General features: G+C 61.1%; 21 protein-coding genes. 19 read left to right on the top strand and 2 right to left on the bottom strand.

All coding sequences use genetic code 11. The features are described 5' to 3' along the window. Positions 1 to 57: 57 nt before the first annotated feature. Complete coding sequence (locus EX20_RS20115) at positions 58 to 924, bottom strand: hydroxymethylpyrimidine/phosphomethylpyrimidine kinase (RefSeq protein WP_034194489.1); 867 nt, start codon at positions 922 to 924, stop codon at positions 58 to 60. A gap of 255 nt (positions 925 to 1,179) precedes the next feature. On the opposite strand from EX20_RS20115, the gene EX20_RS20120 reads away from it, so the two are divergent. The 8 genes from EX20_RS20120 to EX20_RS20155 all read left to right on the top strand — a co-directional run bounded on the left by EX20_RS20120 (position 1,180) and on the right by EX20_RS20155 (position 7,776). Further along, positions 1,180 to 1,350 (top strand): rubredoxin, encoded by a 171-nt coding sequence (locus EX20_RS20120; RefSeq protein WP_004186709.1) that lies wholly within the window; start codon positions 1,180 to 1,182, stop codon positions 1,348 to 1,350. A gap of 104 nt (positions 1,351 to 1,454) precedes the next feature. Continuing rightward, entirely contained in the window at positions 1,455 to 2,756 is a 1,302-nt protein-coding gene (locus EX20_RS20125) for a hypothetical protein (protein WP_034194490.1), read from the top strand. Between the two features lie 181 nt (positions 2,757 to 2,937). Continuing rightward, positions 2,938 to 3,516 carry a YqgE/AlgH family protein gene (locus tag EX20_RS20130; protein WP_011883507.1) on the top strand — a complete coding sequence of 193 codons (579 nt, stop codon included), beginning with the start codon at positions 2,938 to 2,940 and terminating at the stop codon, positions 3,514 to 3,516. Next, positions 3,513 to 3,962 carry a Holliday junction resolvase RuvX gene (gene ruvX, locus EX20_RS20135; protein WP_011883510.1) on the top strand — a complete coding sequence of 150 codons (450 nt, stop codon included), beginning with the start codon at positions 3,513 to 3,515 and terminating at the stop codon, positions 3,960 to 3,962. Before EX20_RS20130 ends, ruvX begins: the two co-directional genes overlap by 4 nt. Then, on the top strand, positions 3,949 to 4,464 hold the full coding sequence (gene pyrR / locus EX20_RS20140; protein WP_011883512.1) for a bifunctional pyr operon transcriptional regulator/uracil phosphoribosyltransferase PyrR: 516 nt from the start codon (positions 3,949 to 3,951) through the stop codon (positions 4,462 to 4,464). Before ruvX ends, pyrR begins: the two co-directional genes overlap by 14 nt. 74 nt (positions 4,465 to 4,538) lie before the next feature. Then, entirely contained in the window at positions 4,539 to 5,570 is a 1,032-nt protein-coding gene (locus EX20_RS20145; protein ID WP_014722549.1) for an aspartate carbamoyltransferase catalytic subunit, read from the top strand. Positions 5,571 to 5,621: 51 nt separating this feature from the next. Continuing rightward, positions 5,622 to 6,899: a dihydroorotase gene (locus tag EX20_RS20150; RefSeq protein ID WP_034194491.1), complete on the top strand. Its 1,278-nt coding sequence runs from the start codon at positions 5,622 to 5,624 to the stop codon at positions 6,897 to 6,899. Positions 6,900 to 6,918: 19 nt separating this feature from the next. Continuing rightward, positions 6,919 to 7,776, top strand: a complete 858-nt coding sequence (locus EX20_RS20155) for a lysophospholipid acyltransferase family protein (protein ID WP_034194492.1) — start codon at positions 6,919 to 6,921, stop codon at positions 7,774 to 7,776. Positions 7,777 to 7,809: 33 nt separating this feature from the next. Here EX20_RS20155 and EX20_RS20160 read toward each other — a convergent pair whose 3' ends face one another. Continuing rightward, complete coding sequence (locus tag EX20_RS20160) at positions 7,810 to 8,649, bottom strand: symmetrical bis(5'-nucleosyl)-tetraphosphatase (RefSeq protein ID WP_034194493.1); 840 nt, start codon at positions 8,647 to 8,649, stop codon at positions 7,810 to 7,812. A gap of 333 nt (positions 8,650 to 8,982) precedes the next feature. Between EX20_RS20160 and rfbB the strand changes: the two genes are divergently transcribed. The 11 genes from rfbB to glf all read left to right on the top strand — a co-directional run bounded on the left by rfbB (position 8,983) and on the right by glf (position 19,737). Next, positions 8,983 to 10,044: a dTDP-glucose 4,6-dehydratase gene (gene rfbB / locus EX20_RS20165; protein WP_034194494.1), complete on the top strand. Its 1,062-nt coding sequence runs from the start codon at positions 8,983 to 8,985 to the stop codon at positions 10,042 to 10,044. An 11-nt stretch (positions 10,045 to 10,055) separates the two neighbouring features. Then, a complete protein-coding gene (gene rfbA, locus EX20_RS20170; protein ID WP_034194495.1) occupies positions 10,056 to 10,949 on the top strand; it encodes a glucose-1-phosphate thymidylyltransferase RfbA in 894 nt (297 codons plus the stop codon). Continuing rightward, positions 10,934 to 11,485 (top strand): dTDP-4-dehydrorhamnose 3,5-epimerase, encoded by a 552-nt coding sequence (gene rfbC / locus EX20_RS20175; RefSeq protein ID WP_034194496.1) that lies wholly within the window; start codon positions 10,934 to 10,936, stop codon positions 11,483 to 11,485. Before rfbA ends, rfbC begins: the two co-directional genes overlap by 16 nt. 5 nt (positions 11,486 to 11,490) lie before the next feature. After that, entirely contained in the window at positions 11,491 to 12,375 is an 885-nt protein-coding gene (gene rfbD / locus EX20_RS30995) for a dTDP-4-dehydrorhamnose reductase (RefSeq protein WP_081350658.1), read from the top strand. 4 nt (positions 12,376 to 12,379) lie between these two features. Beyond that, positions 12,380 to 13,288: a glycosyltransferase family 2 protein gene (locus tag EX20_RS20180; protein ID WP_051974451.1), complete on the top strand. Its 909-nt coding sequence runs from the start codon at positions 12,380 to 12,382 to the stop codon at positions 13,286 to 13,288. Positions 13,289 to 13,327: 39 nt separating this feature from the next. After that, positions 13,328 to 14,110 (top strand): ABC transporter permease, encoded by a 783-nt coding sequence (locus EX20_RS20185; protein ID WP_034194515.1) that lies wholly within the window; start codon positions 13,328 to 13,330, stop codon positions 14,108 to 14,110. Between the two features lie 10 nt (positions 14,111 to 14,120). Next, positions 14,121 to 14,867, top strand: coding sequence for an ABC transporter ATP-binding protein (locus EX20_RS20190; protein ID WP_034194497.1), 747 nt, complete (start codon positions 14,121 to 14,123; stop codon positions 14,865 to 14,867). Positions 14,868 to 14,964: 97 nt separating this feature from the next. Beyond that, complete coding sequence (locus EX20_RS20195) at positions 14,965 to 15,675, top strand: sulfotransferase family 2 domain-containing protein (protein ID WP_034194498.1); 711 nt, start codon at positions 14,965 to 14,967, stop codon at positions 15,673 to 15,675. A gap of 71 nt (positions 15,676 to 15,746) precedes the next feature. Further along, the gene (locus EX20_RS20200) at positions 15,747 to 16,667 is read left to right on the top strand and encodes an NAD-dependent epimerase/dehydratase family protein (RefSeq protein ID WP_034194499.1); all 921 of its coding nucleotides are present in this window, start codon (positions 15,747 to 15,749) and stop codon (positions 16,665 to 16,667) included. Between the two features lie 63 nt (positions 16,668 to 16,730). Then, positions 16,731 to 18,587, top strand: a complete 1,857-nt coding sequence (locus EX20_RS20205; protein WP_034194500.1) for a DUF4422 domain-containing protein — start codon at positions 16,731 to 16,733, stop codon at positions 18,585 to 18,587. A gap of 1 nt (position 18,588) precedes the next feature. Next, positions 18,589 to 19,737, top strand: a complete 1,149-nt coding sequence (gene glf, locus EX20_RS20210; protein ID WP_034194501.1) for a UDP-galactopyranose mutase — start codon at positions 18,589 to 18,591, stop codon at positions 19,735 to 19,737. Positions 19,738 to 19,747: the final 10 nt, after the last annotated feature.

The following is a 19,747-nucleotide window of genomic DNA, read 5'->3' on the forward strand; positions in this document are numbered from 1 at the left end:
CGTCAGGCCTTCGCGCCTTCGCATCTTCGCGGCAGCGGGTTGCCGCGAAAGCGTCCGTCAATGCCGATGCGACGTCCTCGGCACCGGCTCGACCTTCGTCGCGCGCGGCGTGTCGGTTTCCTCGTTGCTGCGCGCCCAGAAGAACCGGTCGGGCAGATACGCGCCCATGCCGGGCCGGAATGCATCCCGTACCGACTGGTACAGGTATTCCTGCGCTTCGCGCACCGCTTCGGGCGGTTCCTGGCCATTGGCGAGCAGCGCGGCGATCGCCGCGCCGAGCGTGTCGGTGATGCCCATCAGCCGATGCGGCGAACGATCCCACATGTCCTCGCGCAGCTGGCCTTCCTCGCCATACAGCGTGTTGACGAGCCGGTGCGAGCCCGTCTCCGACGACAGGATGTATTCGCAGCCCTGCGATAGCAGGTGCGACACGGCCGCGTCGAGATTCGGCGCCTCGGCGTCGCCGTCGGGCTGCGCGAGCGCGATCAGCGTCGCGTGATCGGCGACCAGCAGCGTCGTCTGCGGCGCGAGCAGATCGGCGATCGACTCGCGCAGATCGTCCGCGGCGAGCACGTGTTCGTCGTCGAGCGTGAAGTCCGGCGCGAGCACGAGCGGGACGCCGTCGTAGTCGGCGACCACTTCCGCGATCGCGCTGACGACTTCCGCGCGCGTCGCCGCGCCGATCTTGAACGCGGCGACCGGCATGTCCTCGAGCAGCATGCGCGCCTGGGCGGCGACGACGTCTGGGTCGAGGCCGGTCACTTCTTCGCAGGCGGCCGAGTCGCGCACGGTATAGCCGGTCAGGACGGACACGCCGTGACAGCCCATGCTCGCCAGGGTCATCAGATCGGCTTGGAGGCCGGAGCCGCCGGTGGGATCGGACAGGCCGAAGGTAAGGACGATCGGAGGGGCGTTGCTGGGCATGTAGAAATGGGGCAAGAAAAAAACGGGAAAGCGACTGAGATGCGGACCGCGAGGCGAGATGGGCCGTTTGGGGCCCTGTGTTGCCCGGCAGGCCGCACGTTGCAGCCATTATGCGGCGGAAACCGGCCCGCACGATGGATTTTTTAGCGCGGCGCGACATAGTCGCGCTACTCGACCGCGATTGCTAGGCAGCCCGGCCCCGACACGGTACCATCATGGCTCCCGAATTTACCGACTTTCCCGACGCGGCTTAAGATGGAATACAAGAGCTGGATGTGCCTGATTTGTGGCTGGATTTATGACGAAGAAGCCGGGCTGCCCGAAGAGGGCATCGCACCGGGCACGCGCTGGGAAGACGTCCCGATCAACTGGACGTGCCCGGAATGCGGCGCCCGCAAGGAAGACTTCGAGATGGTCCAGATCTGATCGGGACCCCGGCCCACGGACACGCCGCTCCGGCCTCGCGGCTTCCCGGCGCTTGCACGGGCCGGCCGTCGCGAGCGACTCGACGATGACAGGCGCGCGTGTCCATGACGTCCGATCCGGCGAACATTCCCCTCCCTGACGCATTGCCCAACCCGCGCGGCGGCGCCGTGCGGGCGGCCGATGCGTGGCTCGCGGCCGCCGCCGACGCGGCCGTCGGCCACGACGATGCCGCCGGGCCGCTGTCGGCCGCCGCCGCCGTGCTGGCGGAAGCCGGCTGGCTGCCGGCCGCGCGCTTTGCCGGGCAACTGGCCGCCGCCGCGCCGCTGGTGGCGACGGAACCGACTTCCGCGGCGTGGCGCGCGGCGCTCGCCGATTTCCGCGCGGCGGTCGGGCGGCACAATCTGCGCGAGCTGGCCTGCTCGCCGCTCCTCTTCGATCATTTCCGGACGCTGCGCGCGCAAAGCGCCGCGGACCTGCACGCGAGCGTGCCGCACGACGTGCTGGCGCTCGTCGGACGCGCGCTGCCGCGGGCGACGCTGCGCGCGCTGCCCGATGCGTTCGCAAGCCGCGCGCGGGCTCGTTACGAGCAGGCTTTGCTCGGCGTGCTGCGCGCGACGGCCGGCACGCCGGACACGGCGCTCGACGAACTCGACACGACGCTCACTGCGCTCGCCGACGGGTCGCCCTACGACTTCTGGCGGCTCGGTGCCGCATGCCTGCGCGCGCTGCGTGCGAGCGCGTCGCCGGAGCTGAAGCGGTTTCTCGCCCGGACCAATCTGCTGCTGCGCGAACAGGCGCAGGGCCGTCGCGAAGCGCCGCCCGAACTCGTGCGCGAGACCGTTGCGTTGCTATGGCGCGATTTAGCGTTGTACGGCGCGGCGGCCGAGGACGTCGCACTCGTCGACGTGCTGCACGACTACGGTCTGACGGTCGACTGGCACGTCGCCGGCACGCCCGCGTCCGAAGCGCTGTGGGAGGCCGGCGCCGCACGTGCCGAGCACGACGCGATCGCGGCGGCGCCCACGCGCCTGCTCGGCGTCGTGACCGTCAACGCGCACGCTTATGAGGATTTCCTGCAGACGGCCGACGCGTCCATGGCCGATCTGGCCGTCGATCCGGCCGCGGCCGATGCGGGGGACGCATGGCGCGCGTCGGCGGCTGCCTATCGTGTCGGCACGGCCGCGTGTGCGCTTGGGCTTGGCCACACAGCGCTGCTGGCCGACACGCTGGGGCTCGCGTGGCGTCGTGCCGCGCACGGCGTGCCGCTCGCCGACGGCGCCCGCGCCGCGCACGCTCGCGCATCCGACATGCTGCGCGCCGCGCTGCTGAAGATCGCGGCCGGCGTGGCGCCGCCCGACCTGACGGCGGCGTCCGAGGCGCTCGGCGCGGCGCTTGCGCGGGCATGAAGCGAGACCGGCCGCAGGACGGGCGGCAGCCGTCGTTGGCGGGGCGGCAACACGCTGCCGACAGCACGCGCGCGCATGTTAGAGTGCCGTGTGATCCGCGCGCGCCGTTGCCAGCGTGGCGCGGCGTTGCTTGTTGATCGCGGCCCGGTCAGGCCGCGGCGTCTTTGCTAAAATTCAAACCATGTCAAAGCCTTCCGATCGCATCAATCTCACCAACCAGTTCCTGATCGCCATGCCGAACATGGCGGATCCGACGTTTTCGGGAACGGTGGTCTATCTTTGCGATCACAGCGAGCGCGGCGCGCTCGGCCTCGTCATCAACCGTCCCACCGACATCGATCTCGAATCGCTGTTCAATCGCATCGACCTGAAGCTCGACATCGAGCCGCTGCTGCACATTCCCGTGTACTTCGGCGGCCCGGTGCAGACCGAGCGCGGCTTCGTGCTGCACGAGCCGGTCGAAGGCGCGAACTACAACTCGTCGATGTCGATCGAGGGCGGGCTGGAGATGACGACGTCGAAGGACGTGCTCGAAGCGGTCGCGACGGGTACCGGCCCGAAGCGCTTCCTGTTGACGCTCGGCCACGCCGGCTGGGGCGCCGGCCAGCTCGAGGAAGAAATTTCCCGCAACGGCTGGCTGACCGTGCCGGCCGACCCGCGCATCGTGTTCGACACGCCGGCCGAGGAGCGCTTCGAAGCCGCGCTCGGCCTGCTTGGCGTCAGCTCGTCGATGCTGTCCGGCGAAGCAGGGCACGCATGAGCGGCGCGAGCGCGCGCGATGCGACGTTCCTGGCGTTCGATTACGGCGAGAAGCGGATCGGCGTCGCGCTCGGCAATGCGCTGACGCGCTCGGCCCGCGCGCTCGTCGTGATTCCCAACCTGAACCGCGAGCACCGCTTCAAGGCGGTCGGCGAGCTGCTGGCCGAATGGCGGCCCGACGCGCTGGTGGTCGGCCTGCCGATGCATCCCGACGGCACGCCGCACGACATGACGCAGCAGGCGAAGCGCTTCGGCAATCAGCTGAACGGCCGCTTCGGGCTGCCCGTCACGTGGGTCGACGAACGCTATTCGTCGGTCGAGGCCGAAGCCGGGCTGCGCGAGCGCAACGTCCGCGGCCGCGCGCGCACCGACATGCTGGACGCCGAGGCCGCGCGCGTGATCCTTCAACAGTATTTCGATGAATTGTCCGACCATGAGCACCATTGACGCCGACGCGCTCTATCGCGTCCTGCTCGACCAGATCCGCGGCGCGTACGGCACCGCGTTCGCCGAGCCGGGCGGCCCGCGGCTCGCCGGCATTCACAGCGGCGGCGCATGGCTCGCCGAGCGTCTCGCGCGCGATCTCGGCGCGCCGGCCTTCGGCGTCGTGAACGTCGCGCTGCATCGCGACGACTACGCGAAGAAGGGGCTGCACAGCCAGGCGAGCCCGACGTCGCTGCCGTTCGACGTCGACGGCGCGCGCATCGTGCTGGTCGACGACGTGCTGTACACCGGCCGCACCGTGCGGGCCGCGCTCAACGAGCTGTTCGACTACGGCCGTCCGGCTGCGGTCGAGCTCGCGGTGCTCGCCGATCGCGGCGGCCGCGAGCTGCCCGTCGCCGCGCGCTTCTCGGGCGGCTCGCTCGACGTGCCGGCCGACGCGACGCTCGTGCTGGCGCGGGACGACGCCGCGCAGTTCACGCTGCGCGTCGAGGCGCGCGGCGCCTGATCGAACCGCGCAACCGTATCCCGGGCCGCCGGTTCGTACCGCGGCCCGTTTGCATAGTTGGAATCACGCACACCATGACCACCGACACCACTGGCCGCACCGGCAAGCCCGCCGCGGCCGCGAGCCCCGAGCGGTTCCGCTACGGCTTCCTGAAGGGCAATCCGCAGCTCACGAAGAACGGCGAGCTGAAACATCTGCTGTCGATTGAGGGCCTGCCGCGCTCGATCGTGAACCACATCCTCGATACGGCCGAGCAGTTCGTCAGCGTGACGGACCGCGAGGTGAAGAAGGTGCCGCTGTTGCGCGGCAAGTCGGTGTTCAACCTGTTCTTCGAGAACTCGACGCGCACGCGCACCACCTTCGAAATCGCCGCGACGCGCCTGTCGGCCGACGTGCTGAACCTGAACATCAATGCGTCGTCGACGAGCAAGGGCGAGTCGCTGCTCGACACCATCAACAACCTGTCGGCGATGCATGCCGACCTGTTCGTCGTGCGCCACGCGTCGAGCGGCGCGCCGTACCTGATTGCCGAGCACTGCGCGCCGCACGTGCACGTGATCAACGCCGGCGACGGCCGTCATGCGCACCCGACGCAGGGCCTGCTCGACATGTACACGATCCGCCATTACAAGCGCGACTTCACGAAGCTGCGCGTGGCGATCGTCGGCGACATCCTGCACTCGCGCGTCGCGCGCTCGGACATCCACGCGCTGACCACGCTCGGCGTGCCCGAAGTGCGCGCGATCGGCCCGCGCACGCTGCTGCCGGGCGGTCTCGAGCAGATGGGCGTGAAGGTGTTCCACAACCTCGACGAAGGGCTGAAGGGCGTCGACGTGATCATCATGCTGCGCCTGCAGAACGAGCGGATGAGCGGCGCGCTGCTGCCGTCCGCGCAGGAATACTTCAAGACCTGGGGCCTGACGCCCGAGCGCCTCGCGCTCGCCGCGCCCGACGCGATCGTCATGCATCCGGGGCCGATGAACCGCGGCGTCGAGATCGACTCGCAGGTCGCGGACGGCCCGCAGTCGGTCATTCTCAACCAGGTCACGTTCGGCATCGCCGTGCGGATGGCGGTGATGGGCATCGTCGCCGGCAACAACGACTGAGCCCGCGTTCGCGCGCCCCATTCAAGCAATCAACGCATTCACAGACAGCGCATGAAGATTCATATCCAAGGCGGCACGCTGATCGATCCGGTCGCCGGCACCGAACGGCAGGCCGACGTATTCGTCGCGGACGGCAAGATCGCCGCGCTCGGCACGGCTCCGGCCGGTTTCAACGCAGACCGGACCATCGACGCGACCGGCCTGATCGTCGCGCCCGGCCTCGTCGACCTGTGCGCGCGGCTGCGCGAGCCCGGCTACGAGCACAAGGCGACGCTCGCCTCCGAGATGGCCGCGGCGGTCGCCGGGGGCGTCACGACGCTCGTGTGCCCGCCCGACACCGACCCCGTGCTCGACGAGCCGGGCCTCGTCGAGATGCTCAAGTTCCGCGCGCGCAATCTGCGGCAGGCGAACGTGCATCCGCTCGGCGCACTCACCGTCGGCCTGAAGGGCGAAGTGATCACCGAGATGGTCGCGCTGACCGAATCGGGCTGCGTCGGCTTCACGCATGCGAACGTGCCGGTGCGCGACACGCAGGTGCTGCTGCGCGCGCTGCAATACGCGAGCACCTATGGCTATACGACGTGGCTGCGCCCGCAGGACGCGTTCATCGGCCGCGGCGGCGTGGCGGCGAGCGGTGCGCTCGCGTCGCGGCTCGGCTTGTCCGGCGTGCCGGTGGCCGCGGAGACCATCGCGCTGCACACGATCTTCGAACTGATGCGCGTGACCGGCGCGCGCGTGCACCTTGCGCGCCTGTCGTCGGCCGCCGGCCTGGCGCTCGTGCGCGAGGCGAAGGCCGAGGGGCTGCCCGTCACCTGCGATGTGGGCGTGAATCATCTGCACTTGATCGACGTCGACATCGGCTACTTCGATTCGCAGTTCCGGCTCGATCCGCCGCTGCGCGGCGAGCGCGATCGCGAAGCGATCCGCGCGGCGCTCACGGCCGGCACGATCGATGCGATCTGCTCCGACCACACGCCGGTCGACGACGACGAGAAGCTGCTGCCGTTCGCCGAAGCCACGCCGGGCGCGACGGGGCTCGAGCTGCTGCTGTCGCTGACGGTGAAATGGGCCGACGAAACCGGCACGCCGCTCGCGCAGGCGCTGCGCCGCATCACCGCCGCGCCGGCCGATGTGCTGCAGCTGCCGGCGGGGCGCCTCACCGAAGGCGGCGCCGCCGATCTGTGCGTGTTCGATCCGCGTGCGCACTGGCGCGTCGAGCCGCGTGCGCTCAAGAGCCAGGGCCACAACTCGCCGTTCCTCGGCTACGAATTGCCGGCTTGCGTGCGCGCGACGCTCGTGGGCGGGCACATCGCGTTCGAGCGCCACTGAACCACGCCGGATCTTCGTCATGATCGCACTTCGCAAGCTGCGTCTCGTTTTTCATCTGTTGCGCGGGATGGCGATCGTCGCGCTGCGCTTTTCGCACGTATCGCCCGCGCGCCGTGCTGAGATGACGCGCCGCTGGTCGATCAAGATGCTGCGGATCTGCGGGATGCGCGTCGTCGTCCACAACGACGGCGCGCGCGTCGATGCGGGAGCGCTCGTCGTCGGCAATCACGTGTCGTGGCTCGATATCTATACGGTCAACGCATGGCGGCCGACGCCGTTCGTGTCGAAGGCCGAGGTGCGGCAGTGGCCGGTGGTCGGCTGGCTCGCCGAGAAGCTCGATACCGTGTTCCTGCAGCGCGAGAAGCGCACCGAGGCGATGCGCGTCATGCACGAAATGGCCGAGCGGCTGCGCAACGGCGGCGTGATGTGCGTGTTCCCGGAGGGCACCACGTCGGACGGGCAGGGGTTGCTGCCGTTTCACGCGAACCTGTTCCAGGCTGCGGTGTCGGCGGGCTGTGCGGTGCAGCCGATCTGCCTAATGTACGAGGATGCGCAGGGGCGGCAGTCGGTCACGCCGGCCTATACGGGCGAGCTGGCGCTCGGCAAGTCGCTCGACATGGTGTTGCGCGGCGGCCCGCTCGTCGCGCATCTGTACGTGTGCGAGCCGATCGCGCCGGGCGGCGATCGCCGCGCGACGTCGGCGGCGGCGCGCGACGCGATCGCGGCCGCGCTCGAAGCGATGCAGGCGCAGGTCGGCAAGCCGTCGCCCGAAGCGCTGGCGGAGCTCGAGCGGCACGCATATCCGGTGAGCGAAGTCGGCGCCGCGGCGGCCGGCGATGCGACGGCCGAGGAGCCGGTGCCGGGGCGCGAAGGCTGATGCTTCATTCGGCCCGCGCGCTGTGCGTGCGGGTCATTCGCCGCCGGGCGTGCGGCACGCGTCGCATTGCACCTGCGTGACCGTGCGCTGCGCCGGGTCGGCCGTGAGCCGGACGGCCGACAACTGGTTTCCCCATACACATCCCGAATCGAGCGCGACGAGGTTGTCGCGCAGCATCAACCCGAGCGCGGCCCAGTGGCCGAATACGACCGTCACGTTTTCAGTGCGGCGTGCCGGCGCGTCGAACCACGGCAGGTAGCCGGGCGGCGCGCTGTCGGGGCCGCCGTTCGCCTTGAACTCCATCGCGCCGTCGGGCGTGCAGAAGCGCAGACGCGTGAACGCGTTGAACGCGACGCGCATCCGGTCGCGTTTTTTCAGGTTCGGGTTCCATTGGTTCGGCTCGTTGCCGTATAGCGCCTGCAGCGTTTCTCGCCAGTCGGGGGCGCGCAGCGCGCGCTGGAGTTCGTCGGCGAGTTCGAGCGCGAGCGTGACGTCCCATTGAGGCAGCACGCCCGCGTGGACGAGGAGCTTGCCGTCGTCGAAGTGCGCGAACGGGCGGTGGCGCACCCAGTCGAGCAGGGCGGCGGCGTCGGGGGCGGCGAGGATCTCGCCGATGGTGTCGCCGGGCCGCTCGGTGCGGATGCCGGCTGAAACTGCGAGCAGGTGGAGGTCGTGGTTGCCGAGGACGACGGTCGCGCGGGGGCCGAGGTCGACCACGGCGCGGAGAGCGGCGAGTGAGCCGGGGCCGCGGTTGACGAGGTCGCCGGCGATCCAGAGGGGGGTGTCGGAGGGCGGCGACAGCTTTTGCAGCAGCGCATTGAAAGCTGAATGACAGCCTTGGATGTCGCCGATGGCGATGGGGGTGTGAGTCATGACAGGTGACTGTTACAATTTGTGACGTTCGCGAAACATGATCACCAAAATGTGCCGGATACGCAAATTTTGTTCTCCTGAAGCGGACAATGGGAATGAAAATTTATCCGATAGGCAAGGGGCGGAGCGCTGTTTCAAGTTGTTAGCGGCATGGCTTTTGCGCGGCGCGGGTCCCTATAATTGCTTCTTTTCCCAACAAAATTAGCACTTCGTGACTTTGACGGCCGGGGCGACCGGGTAAAATCCTCGGCCTGATGTGACTGTCATTGTCACCTGCCATTCTCAGCGGCAAGCGCCGATTGGTGCTTGCCGCGCTTTACTAGAGGGAGCCTCATGATCCTGGTTACGGGCGGCGCGGGTTTTATTGGTGCCAACTTTGTTCTCGACTGGCTGCGCGAATCTGCCGAAGCCGTGCTCAATGTCGACAAGCTCACGTATGCGGGCAATCTCCGTACGCTGCAGTCCCTCGACGGCAATCCGAAGCACGTGTTCGCACGCGTCGACATCTGCGATCGTACCGCGCTCGACGCGCTGTTCGCCGAGCACAAGCCGCGCGCCGTGCTGCACTTCGCCGCCGAAAGCCACGTCGACCGCTCGATCCACGGCCCGGCCGACTTTGTTCAGACCAACGTCGTCGGCACGTTCACGCTGCTGGAAGCCGCCCGCCAATACTGGAATGGCCTGAACGATGCCGACAAGGCGGCGTTCCGTTTCCTGCACGTGTCGACCGACGAAGTGTTCGGCTCGCTGTCGGCGACGGACCCGCAGTTCTCCGAAACGACGCCGTATGCACCGAATAGCCCCTATTCGGCGACGAAGGCCGGTTCGGACCACCTCGTGCGTGCATACCACCATACGTACGGCCTCCCGACGCTGACCACGAACTGTTCGAACAACTACGGTCCGTACCAGTTCCCCGAAAAGCTGATTCCGCTGATGATTGCAAACGCGCTCGCCGGCAAGCCGTTGCCCGTGTACGGCGACGGCCAGAACGTGCGCGACTGGCTGTATGTGGGCGACCACTGCAGCGCGATCCGCGAGGTGCTGGCGCGCGGCGTGCCGGGTGAGACGTACAACGTCGGCGGCTGGAACGAGAAGAAGAACCTGGAAGTCGTGCACACGCTGTGCGACCTGCTCGACAAGGCGCGGCCGAAGGCTGCCGGGTCGTATCGCGACCAGATCACCTACGTGACGGACCGTCCGGGACATGATCGCCGCTACGCGATCGATGCGCGCAAGCTCGAGCGCGAACTCGGCTGGAAGCCAGCGGAAACATTCGAAACCGGCCTCGCCAAGACGGTCGACTGGTATCTCGACAATCAGGCGTGGGCCGACGAAGTGGCGTCGGGCGAATACCGCAAATGGGTCGAGACCAACTACGCGCAACGCAGCTGAGGAGACACGCGATGGCACGTAAAGGCATCATCCTCGCGGGCGGTTCCGGCACGCGGCTGTATCCGATCACGCACGTCGTGTCGAAGCAGCTGCTGCCGGTGTACGACAAGCCGATGATTTACTACCCGCTGTCGACGCTGATGGTCGCCGGCATTCGCGACGTACTGATCATCTCGACGCCGCAGGACACACCGCGCTTCGAGGCGATGCTCGGCGACGGCAGCCAGTGGGGGATGAACATCCAGTACGCGGTGCAGCCGTCGCCTGACGGGCTGGCGCAGGCGTTCATCATCGGCAAGGAATTTGTCGGAAACGATCCGTCGGCGCTCATTCTCGGCGACAACATTTTCTACGGGCACGATCTCGCGGGACAGCTCGAGCGGGCGGATGCACGTGAGTCCGGGGCGACTGTATTCGCCTACCATGTCCACGACCCGGAGCGATATGGTGTCGTTGAGTTCGACAAGTCGTTCCGTGCGATTTCTATCGAAGAGAAGCCGCCGCAGCCCCGCTCAAACTACGCAGTGACGGGATTGTACTTCTACGACAATCGGGTCTGCGACATCGCGGCGGAGATCAAACCATCCGCGCGCGGCGAACTGGAGATCACCGATGTCAATTCACGCTATCTGCTGGATGGGGTGCTCAACGTCGAGATCATGGGGCGCGGTTACGCGTGGCTAGATACGGGAACTCACGACTCGTTGATCGAGGCCGCGAGCTTTATTGCGACGCTGCAGAAGCGACAAGGTTTGGTCGTGGCATGTCCGGAGGAAATTGCATTCCGGAAGCACTGGATCGACGGGGAGCAACTGTCCAGACTCGCGCAGCCGCTCGCCAAGAATGGCTACGGTCAGTACCTCAAGAACATTCTTACGGATCAGGTTGCATGGGCATCGAAGTAAAAGCGACAGCGATTCCAGACGTCAAATTGATCGTTCCCCGTGTGTTCGGGGACGCGCGCGGCTTTTTTCTCGAGAGCTTTAATGCGCGCGAATTTTCCGAGAAGCTCGGCATCGATGCGCCGTTCGTTCAGGACAATCATTCGCGCTCGACGAAAGGTGTGCTTCGCGGTCTGCACTATCAAATTGAGCATTCGCAGGGCAAGCTCGTCCGCGTGGTGGATGGCGAGGTATTTGATGTCGCTGTAGACATTAGGAAAAGTTCGCCTACCTTCGGGAAATGGGTCGGCGCTGTCCTCAGCGCGTCGAATTTTCACCAGCTTTGGATTCCGCCGGGCTTCGCGCATGGATTCGTTGTGTTATCGGAAACGGCGGATTTCCAGTACAAGACCACCGATTACTGGTACCCGGAGCATGAGCGCAGCATAGCGTGGAATGACCCGGAAATTGGTATCGAGTGGCCAATCGACTTTCAGCCCAAGCTGGCAGCGAAAGATCTGGCGGGCCGGCCTTTGAGCGAAGCGGACGTTTTCGCGTGAGAGGTATTGTGAATAAGCCGACAATTGTTGTCACGGGCGTGAGCGGACAGGTTGGCTTCGAACTCCAGCGCACTCTTCAGTGCCTAGGGCATGTTGTGCCTTGCGATCGCGCTACTCTCGACCTGTCCGACCTCGCGCGCGTGCGTGAATTCATCCGGAGAACCGCGCCCTCAATCATCGTCAATCCAGCTGCCTATACCGCAGTGGATCGGGCCGAGACTGATGAAGTGATGGCAATGCGCATCAATGCGGAGCTACCTGCGACCCTTGCTCAAGAGGCGGCGTCGCTGGGTGCGGTGCTTGTCCATTATTCGACCGACTATGTTTTCGACGGGCAGAAAGCCGGACCCTATGTCGAAGACGATCAGCCGAACCCACAAAATGTCTACGGGAAGAGCAAACTCGCCGGCGAGCTCGGTATTGCCGCGGCAGCTTGTGCTCACCTGATCTTGCGTACGAGCTGGGTTTACGGGCGGCGGGGTAAGAACTTCCTGCTGACGATGCAGCGACTTGCCGCTGAACGTCCAGAGTTGAAGGTGGTGGATGATCAGATCGGTGCGCCGACCTGGTCTCGGACAATTGCAGAGGCAACTGGGCAGATTATTTCGCAAGGCATCGCTGCAAACAGCTCCCAATGGTGGTGGGAGCGCTCGGGTGTTTACCACCTTACTGCAGCAGGTGAGACGTCGTGGTGTGGCTTTGCGAAGGCAATTCTTCAGCGTGATGGCAATCATGCCGATACGGTGGTGGTGCCGATCTCCTCGCGCGAATACCCGACACCCGCTGCGCGACCATCTAATTCCAGAATGAGCGCGGCGAAGATATCCACGGTATTTGGTCTGCACATGCCTGCATGGGACGAGGCGCTGGGCCTCTGTCTCGGTGATTGATCGAATGACCGAGTGTTCCGTTTCCTCCCAAAAGACCGGCATTGTCGTCGTCTTTTATCGTCCCAATGCTGATTGCATACGTAATGCGAATCGCCTCGTTGGTTTTGGCGATTGCATCGTTGTGGACAATACGGAGGGCAACCACAATGCGGGCCTTCTCGGACTTGATCCGGAGATCGAGTACATCGCGAACGGACGAAATCTGGGGATTGCAACAGCATTGAATCAGGGTGTCGAGCGTTTGCTGGAGCGCGGTTGTCGCTGGGCTTTGCTATTTGATCAAGACAGCCAGCCGACATCTGAGCTCCTGACCGGTTTGCCAAAGCGGATCGATGTCGCAGTCAGACGCAATCCCCGTGTTGCGCTTGCCGGTCCAGCGTATGCAGATGCGAGGTTGGGGGGCGTTGCGCCGTTCATTCAATTCCGCCATTTTTCACTCAAACGCATTCGACCAACATCGACTGAGCCGGTGTCGGTAGATTTTCTGATCACATCGGGATCGTGCCTCAATTTGTCGTTATGGCATGAAATTGGTCCGATGGACGATTCGCTATTTATCGATTTCGTCGACCTCGAGTGGTGCGTTCGCGCTCGTGCGCGTGGTTGTCTTATTCTCGGTATACCGGACATCACGCTAGTACACGAATTGGGAGGTGAGCCGGTCAGAGTGTTTGGTCGGCTCTATCCGAGCCACAGCGCGCTACGGCATTACTACTTGTTTCGAAATGCTGTACTTCTAATCAAGCGGGACTATGTTCCGCTGAGTTGGAAGAGTACCGAGCTGATCAAGTTCCCGTTCAGGCTTGCCATCTATGGCGCGTTCATGACTCCGAGGATGCAGCACATTCGCCTGTCTCTGCTGGGGTTGTGGCACGGGCTGAGCGGGCGTAGTGGAAGGCTGGATCTGCAATGAAGTTTGACACAGAGATTCTGATATCGATTGATGGTTCTTATGTTCAATAGTGCACTAATTGACCTGCGGCAGAGTTTGGCATCTTGGCGGCTCTGGACGTTGCTGGGGTGGCTCGAAATCCGCCAACGATATGCTCGCTCGCGGGTAGGGCCGTTCTGGCTCACCATCAGCATGGGCGTGATGGTTGGCTCATTGGGCGTCGTTTATGGCACGCTCTTCGGTCAGAAAATGAGCGATTATCTGCCCTTCCTTGCGACGAGCATCGTCATGTGGGGCTTCTTTTCCCAGGTGGTCCAAGAGGGCAGCCTGTCATACATCAATAGTGGCTCCTACATCCGCCAGACACCAACCGCAAAAATTCTCTTCGTTTTGCAGGTCGTGTGGCGGAATCTGGTGGTGTTGAGCCACAATTTTGCCATCATCCTCATACTGCTCGTCGTCTTCGGCGTAAAGGACTGGATATCGTTGGTCTTCTTCGTGCCGGCATTCTGCCTCTACGTCCTGAACGCCGTGTGGATCGCGATGTTGGCCGGCCTCTTGTCGGCCCGGTTTCGGGACCTCCCTCAGATCATCGGGGCGTTTCTCCAAGTTGCGTTCTACGTGACGCCGATCATCTTCAAGCCGAATTCATTAAATCGATTCTCATTCATCGTTGAGTGGAATCCCCTGGCCTACATGATCGATATCGTTCGTGCTCCGTTGATCGGCGAGATCCCGGGCGCTACTACGTGGATCGTTGTTGGGGGAATGGCTCTGGTCGGCTGGCCCGTCGCATTGATGTTGACCGGGCGCTATCTCAAGCGTATCCCGTACTGGATTTGAGGGACCGAAAGTGGCTTACATAGAACTCAAAAACGCGACACTAGATTTGCCCATCTACGACCTTCAGGGGCGATCCCTGAAGAAAAAGGTGATGCGAATGGGGCGGCGAAATACCATCGCTGAGGACAACGATGGAGTAATTGTTGTTCGCGCCCTTGATAGTGTCTCGATGCGATTCCAGAGCGGCGATCGAGTGGGGCTGATCGGGCACAACGGTGCAGGGAAATCGACTTTGCTCCGAACGATGGCTGGGATCTATACGCCAACGTCCGGAGAAGTGCAGCGAAGCGGAAAGGTCGTGCCACTGCTGGATATCAGCCTCGGAATGGACGAGAATTCTACAGGCCTGCAGAACATTCGCCTGCGGGGCCTGTTGCTCGGTATGTCCGATACAGAAATCAGGGCAAAGCAAGAAGAAATTGCCGAATTTTGTGAGCTTGGCGACTACCTAGATTTACCGATTCGGACGTACTCAAGTGGCATGAGGGTCCGTCTTGCATTCGCAGTGTCGACAGCTGTGGACGCGGAGATCCTGTTGCTGGACGAAGTCATGGGGGTGGGCGATGCGTCCTTCATGCAAAAGGCTAAGACGCGACTGCAGGACTTGCACGGTCGCGCCGAGATTGTCGTCCTCGCCATGCACTCCAACCCCGAAATTCGTCGGGTGTGCAATAAGGTGTTATGGATGGAAAGAGGCCGCGTCCATCGATTTGGCGACGTCGAAGAGGTGCTCCAGGAATACGAGGCCCAGGTGTGAGTCACTTCGTATCGGTGTCGTCCATCGTGGAAGGGAGCCGTCGAACGCGACACGTCTCTCTCAAAGAACCAGCAGGAGTTCAGTCGGTACCGCAACTATGACGATGATGTACTTCAATGACCACAAGCTTCGGTTCATTCGTATCCCGAAGAATGCGTGCTCGACGGTTATCAATACCCTGGGTTTCTCAAGAATCCAAGGACGAAATCCGCATCACGTTGGGGAACCGTTCGCTGATGCTCCGGCGGACGCCGTCGACTGGCCATGCCTCGTGGTACTGCGAGATCCCTTCGAGCGGGTTGTATCTGCATACCTGAACAAGTTCACGGAAATTCTGCCCGACGAGCTATTCGTGCACGAGCTTGTCGAGTACGTGTGGCGAGCTCAAAGAGGGAAACCCCGTCCGTCATCTACGTCGTCAATTACGTTCCGGGAGTTCATAACACATCTGTGCGCCTTTCCTGATGAGCAGCTCGATCCTCATTGGCGCAGCCAGTCGGCGTTCCTGACCGAGAAACCGACAATCTTCCTCCGCATGGAAGCACTGCGGGATCAGTGGATCAGTCACCCGTTGTTGAGGGAAATTGAACTCAAGACATATGCGCCGCACGCGACTAAGTCAGACCTCAACGTTGGCATCAACGTACTTGACGTAAGCGGTGAAGCGTTCCTTGGATTCAAGGAAATCTGCGGACAGTTCCCGGCATCGTCACAGTTCCGAGATTTGGATCTCGTTGAGCGTGTCCGTACAAGGTTTGCGCAAGATTACGCGCTGATCGACTCCGTGTTTGGTTCGTCCGAAAAGTAAGTAGTACACGGCTTCGCTCATGGCCATGCGGCGATGCAACGCAATATCAAAGATCTGGCGGATTTAGAGAGATGAGAGCATTAATCACTGGGGGATTCGGTTTCATCGGTTCCCATTTGACTCGCCACCTTCTTGACAAGGGTTGGGGCGTTACCGTTGTCGATCTGGAGGGGGCTGCGCCGTGCGTAGCGTTGCCGATGGAAAAATTGACCGTCATCAACGGGCCCTACTACGCGCCGGAGGTCATTGCGCAATGCAGCGGAGAGATCGACGTGTGCTTTCACCTTGCATCGAGCGTGGGCCCCGCACTGTCGAACGAGAAGATCGTATTCGATATCGAAACCAACTTGATCGGAACGGTATCGTTGCTTGATGCGCTCTCTCCAAAGCAAATTCGGCGATTTGTCTATATTTCGTCGGGAGGCACTGTTTATGGAACAGTGCCAAGTGTACCGATTTCGGAAGACCAACATGGTTTCCCTACGTGTTCGTACGGTATCGTAAAAAAGGCGGTCGAGTATTATTTGCACCTGTACAGCAAAATTTATGGGATGCGCTACAACGTGATTCGCCTCGCCAACCCGTACGGGGTCGGCCAGCGACTGAATTACAATCAAGGTGCGATTGCCAATTTTATCGGAAAAATTATTAACAACGTCCCACTCGAGATCTGGGGGGATGGGTCTGTAATTCGAGATTATATTTATATAGACGATGTGGTGCGGGCGATCGTCGCGGCAGCGGAGAGCGATGCTGAAAACGAAATCTTCAATATTGGCTCCGGCGTGGGGCTTTCGTTGAATCAAATAGTAAAAATTCTCCGAGACGATTTCCAGTTGCCATTCGAGGTGAAATATCAGGCATCAAGAAATGTGGATGTCCCTGTCAACATTCTAGACATCACGAAGGCACTTGCCAAACTAAACTGGCGACCCGAGGTTGACGTCAAGAGTGGTATCGAGGCCACCTTGACATGGGCCCGCGGCCAATGAGGCCTAATGTCGCGCGCGGAAATCTCGAAAGCTACCGGCCACGCTGAGTCGAAAGTTATTCCAATGAAAATATCTCTCTATATTAACTATTTTAACCCCGCGTACATGGTGAAAAGTGGGGTGATGAAGCCGATTCAGACGGGGTGTGCATTATCGAAGCACGATTTACCGACTCTCAAAGACAACGTCGGGGACAATATTTCCGGGAAAAATGCCTCGTACTGTGAGCTGACGGGGCAATATTGGGTTTGGAAAAACGACAAAGATTCGGATTATGTCGGTTTTGTTCACTATCGCCGCTTCTTTGACTTTTTTCCCGAGAGAGGCGATCGCGTTGTTGATTCGAGTGGCCTCGTCATTGAAGATCGGCTGTCTGCAGAAGTGCTGGCTAAGTATGGCCTGACGGATCACGATATCGAACGCTGTGTCGTCGATGCGGACATGATTTTGCCTGAGCCGTGGAACGTCGCCGGCTGCGGGGCCACAACGATTTACAGTCAATACCGTGACGCTACATTTCATCACATAAAAGATTTGGATCTGGCCGGTGAAATAATCTATGAAACATGTCCGGAGTACTATGGACATTTCAAAAAAGTGATGGACTCGGAAGCGGGTTTGTTCACGAACATGTTTGTCTTTAAGCGCGAGATATTCGAAGAATACTCGGCTTGGCTTTTCCCGTTGCTCGCCGAACTGGAGAAGCGCATTGATGTTTCGGATTATGGCCCTGCGGAGCGCCGTGTCATCGGATATATCGCAGAGCGCATGGTTGGAGTATTTGTCTCAAAAAAATTGGCGGACGACAAAAACTTACGTGTCAAATACCTGCGCCGCGTATTCGTAAAGGATACTTCCCCCACTGCGCAATGCCCGCCGTTGCCAGTAACCGATCTCAGGCCCGTATCAGTTGTCGCCGCCACGGACTCGCATTACGTTGCTCACATGGCGGCGCTTATCGCGTCGGTTTTTTCGAACGCCGCTCAGGATCGATTCATTGATTTTCTGGTTCTTGATGGCGGAATGACCGAACTCGAACGGCGCGGTCTCCAGGCGCTGGAACGGTTGCATCCACATGCAAAGATTTCATTCATCGATATGTCGATGCAGTTTCTCGACATCGATGCGCACATGTACTTCACGCGCGCCACGTTCTATCGCCTCGCGTTACCGGAAATTGTTTACAACCGAAGTAAGATCTTATTTCTCGATACCGACGCGGTTGTGATCGACGACGTCGCCAAGATATTCGATACGGAGCTGGATGGAAAGTCGGCAGCGGCCGTGAAGGATGTGATCATGGCGTCCTTCGTTGCCATGGGAGTTCGCTCAATGGCCGAGACAGGTGGTTATCCGACCGCGAAATACTTATCCGATGTGGTCGGGATGAAGGATCAATATCGCGACTATTTTCAAGCGGGGCTGATTTTATTCAATCTTGAGCGGCTTCGGGAAAATCGCTTGTGTCAGAAAATGATTTCTGATTTGAAGCGCAATCGATATTGGTTCCTCGATCAAGATATTTTGAACAAGTATCTTGTCGGTGACGTCAAGTTTCTTGATTTGACTTGGAATAGTGTCAGTTTGCCGCCCGGGCACGGCAGCGCATTGCCGGTTGATATATACAATGCCTACCTCGAATCACGAAAGAATCCCTCGATGTTGCATTACGCAGGCGCGGTCAAGCCATGGAACGATCCGAGTTCTGAGTTTGCTCAATATTATTGGTTTTATCTGAGAATGACGCTTTGGTACGAAGATCGCCTTCTGAGACTGAATCCATCGTCCACTCCGTTGTCGTTGCGGCGCAATACCACGAAACGACGGATTGCATCGGCAGTGTGGCGACGACTGCCGGGATTCCTTAGGCGCGCGATTTTTCCTCTAGCCACGGCATTGGATCAACGGTGGAAGGATTGATATGGAAAAGATACTCGTTGTTGGCGCGGGCTTGTCTGGTGCGGTCATCGCGCGTGAACTGGCCGAGCAAGGAGTCAAGGTCACAGTGGTGGAGTCGCGAGATCACGTAGCCGGTAACTGCCACACGGAGCGGGACACAAGAACTGGCGTGATGGTTCACGTGCATGGTCCGCATATTTTCCATACGGACAACGAGCGTGTCTGGAAGTATGTAAACAGTTTCGCGCAGTTTGCTCCGTATATTTGTCGGGTGAAGGCGACAACCGGCGGTAACGTGTACGGGCTTCCGATAAATTTGCATACGATCAATCAGTTTTTTGGAAAAACGTTTAATCCAAAGCAAGCGAAAGAATTTATCGAGCAACTAGCAGAAAAATCGATTTCCGAGGTTCGAAGCTTTGAGGATCAGGCATTGCGTTTTCTCGGGAAAGATCTGTACCATGCTTTTTTTCGCGGTTATCCGATCAAGCAATGGGGCCTGCCACCAAGTGAGCTGCCGGCTTCCGTCTTGAAGAGGTTGCCAATTCGATTTAACTACGATGACAACTACTTCAGTCATCGTTTTCAAGGGATGCCAGTCGAAGGTTACACCGTCATGGTGCAGCGTATGCTCGATCACGAAAATATTGACGTTCACTTGAGAACAGAATTCGACTCGACATCGGTGTCGAAATACGATCACGTGTTTTTTAGTGGGCCGTTGGATAGCTGGTTCGAGCACAAATTGGGACGCCTCGCATATCGAACGCTAACGTTTGAGCCTTTCTACGACAAAGGAGATTTTCAAGGTTGTGCTGTGATGAGCTACCCGGATGAAGACGTTCCGTATACGCGAATTACCGAGCATAAACACTTTACTCCTTGGGAAGAGCACGAGGAAACCATCGTGTTCAAGGAGTTTAGTAGCCAATGCCGGCCAGGTGATACGCCTTACTATCCGATTCGCTTGGTCGAAGATAAGGCAATGCTTCGGGACTACGTCGATTTGGCCGAAGCTCAGCGAAACGTCACGTTCGTGGGGAGACTGGGCACATATCGCTACCTCGACATGGACGTTACTATTGCCGAAGCGCTCGACGTTGCCGACTCTTTCTTGAAAGCGCGTGGGACGCAGGCACGGATGCCTGCATTCGTTGTGTCGCCTCTTTGATCCGAGGAGA

This window comes from Burkholderia sp. WP42 (genome assembly GCF_000745665.1).
In the GTDB taxonomy this organism is placed as follows: Bacteria; Pseudomonadota; Gammaproteobacteria; order Burkholderiales; family Burkholderiaceae; genus Burkholderia; species Burkholderia vietnamiensis.

Bases quoted from the DNA above. Each gene is read 5' to 3' on its own strand.
- EX20_RS20115 (WP_034194489.1), bottom strand. From the start codon at position 924: ATGCCCAGCAACGCCCCTCCGATCGTCCTTACCTTCGGCCTGTCCGAT.
- EX20_RS20120 (WP_004186709.1), top strand. From the start codon at position 1,180: ATGGAATACAAGAGCTGGATGTGCCTGATTTGTGGCTGGATTTATGAC.
- EX20_RS20125 (WP_034194490.1), top strand. From the start codon at position 1,455: ATGACGTCCGATCCGGCGAACATTCCCCTCCCTGACGCATTGCCCAAC.
- EX20_RS20130 (WP_011883507.1), top strand. From the start codon at position 2,938: ATGTCAAAGCCTTCCGATCGCATCAATCTCACCAACCAGTTCCTGATC.
- ruvX (WP_011883510.1), top strand. From the start codon at position 3,513: ATGAGCGGCGCGAGCGCGCGCGATGCGACGTTCCTGGCGTTCGATTAC.
- pyrR (WP_011883512.1), top strand. From the start codon at position 3,949: ATGAGCACCATTGACGCCGACGCGCTCTATCGCGTCCTGCTCGACCAG.
- EX20_RS20145 (WP_014722549.1), top strand. From the start codon at position 4,539: ATGACCACCGACACCACTGGCCGCACCGGCAAGCCCGCCGCGGCCGCG.
- EX20_RS20150 (WP_034194491.1), top strand. From the start codon at position 5,622: ATGAAGATTCATATCCAAGGCGGCACGCTGATCGATCCGGTCGCCGGC.
- EX20_RS20155 (WP_034194492.1), top strand. From the start codon at position 6,919: ATGATCGCACTTCGCAAGCTGCGTCTCGTTTTTCATCTGTTGCGCGGG.
- EX20_RS20160 (WP_034194493.1), bottom strand. From the start codon at position 8,649: ATGACTCACACCCCCATCGCCATCGGCGACATCCAAGGCTGTCATTCA.
- rfbB (WP_034194494.1), top strand. From the start codon at position 8,983: ATGATCCTGGTTACGGGCGGCGCGGGTTTTATTGGTGCCAACTTTGTT.
- rfbA (WP_034194495.1), top strand. From the start codon at position 10,056: ATGGCACGTAAAGGCATCATCCTCGCGGGCGGTTCCGGCACGCGGCTG.
- rfbC (WP_034194496.1), top strand. From the start codon at position 10,934: ATGGGCATCGAAGTAAAAGCGACAGCGATTCCAGACGTCAAATTGATC.
- EX20_RS20180 (WP_051974451.1), top strand. From the start codon at position 12,380: ATGACCGAGTGTTCCGTTTCCTCCCAAAAGACCGGCATTGTCGTCGTC.
- EX20_RS20185 (WP_034194515.1), top strand. From the start codon at position 13,328: ATGTTCAATAGTGCACTAATTGACCTGCGGCAGAGTTTGGCATCTTGG.
- EX20_RS20195 (WP_034194498.1), top strand. From the start codon at position 14,965: ATGACGATGATGTACTTCAATGACCACAAGCTTCGGTTCATTCGTATC.
- EX20_RS20200 (WP_034194499.1), top strand. From the start codon at position 15,747: ATGAGAGCATTAATCACTGGGGGATTCGGTTTCATCGGTTCCCATTTG.
- EX20_RS20205 (WP_034194500.1), top strand. From the start codon at position 16,731: ATGAAAATATCTCTCTATATTAACTATTTTAACCCCGCGTACATGGTG.
- glf (WP_034194501.1), top strand. From the start codon at position 18,589: ATGGAAAAGATACTCGTTGTTGGCGCGGGCTTGTCTGGTGCGGTCATC.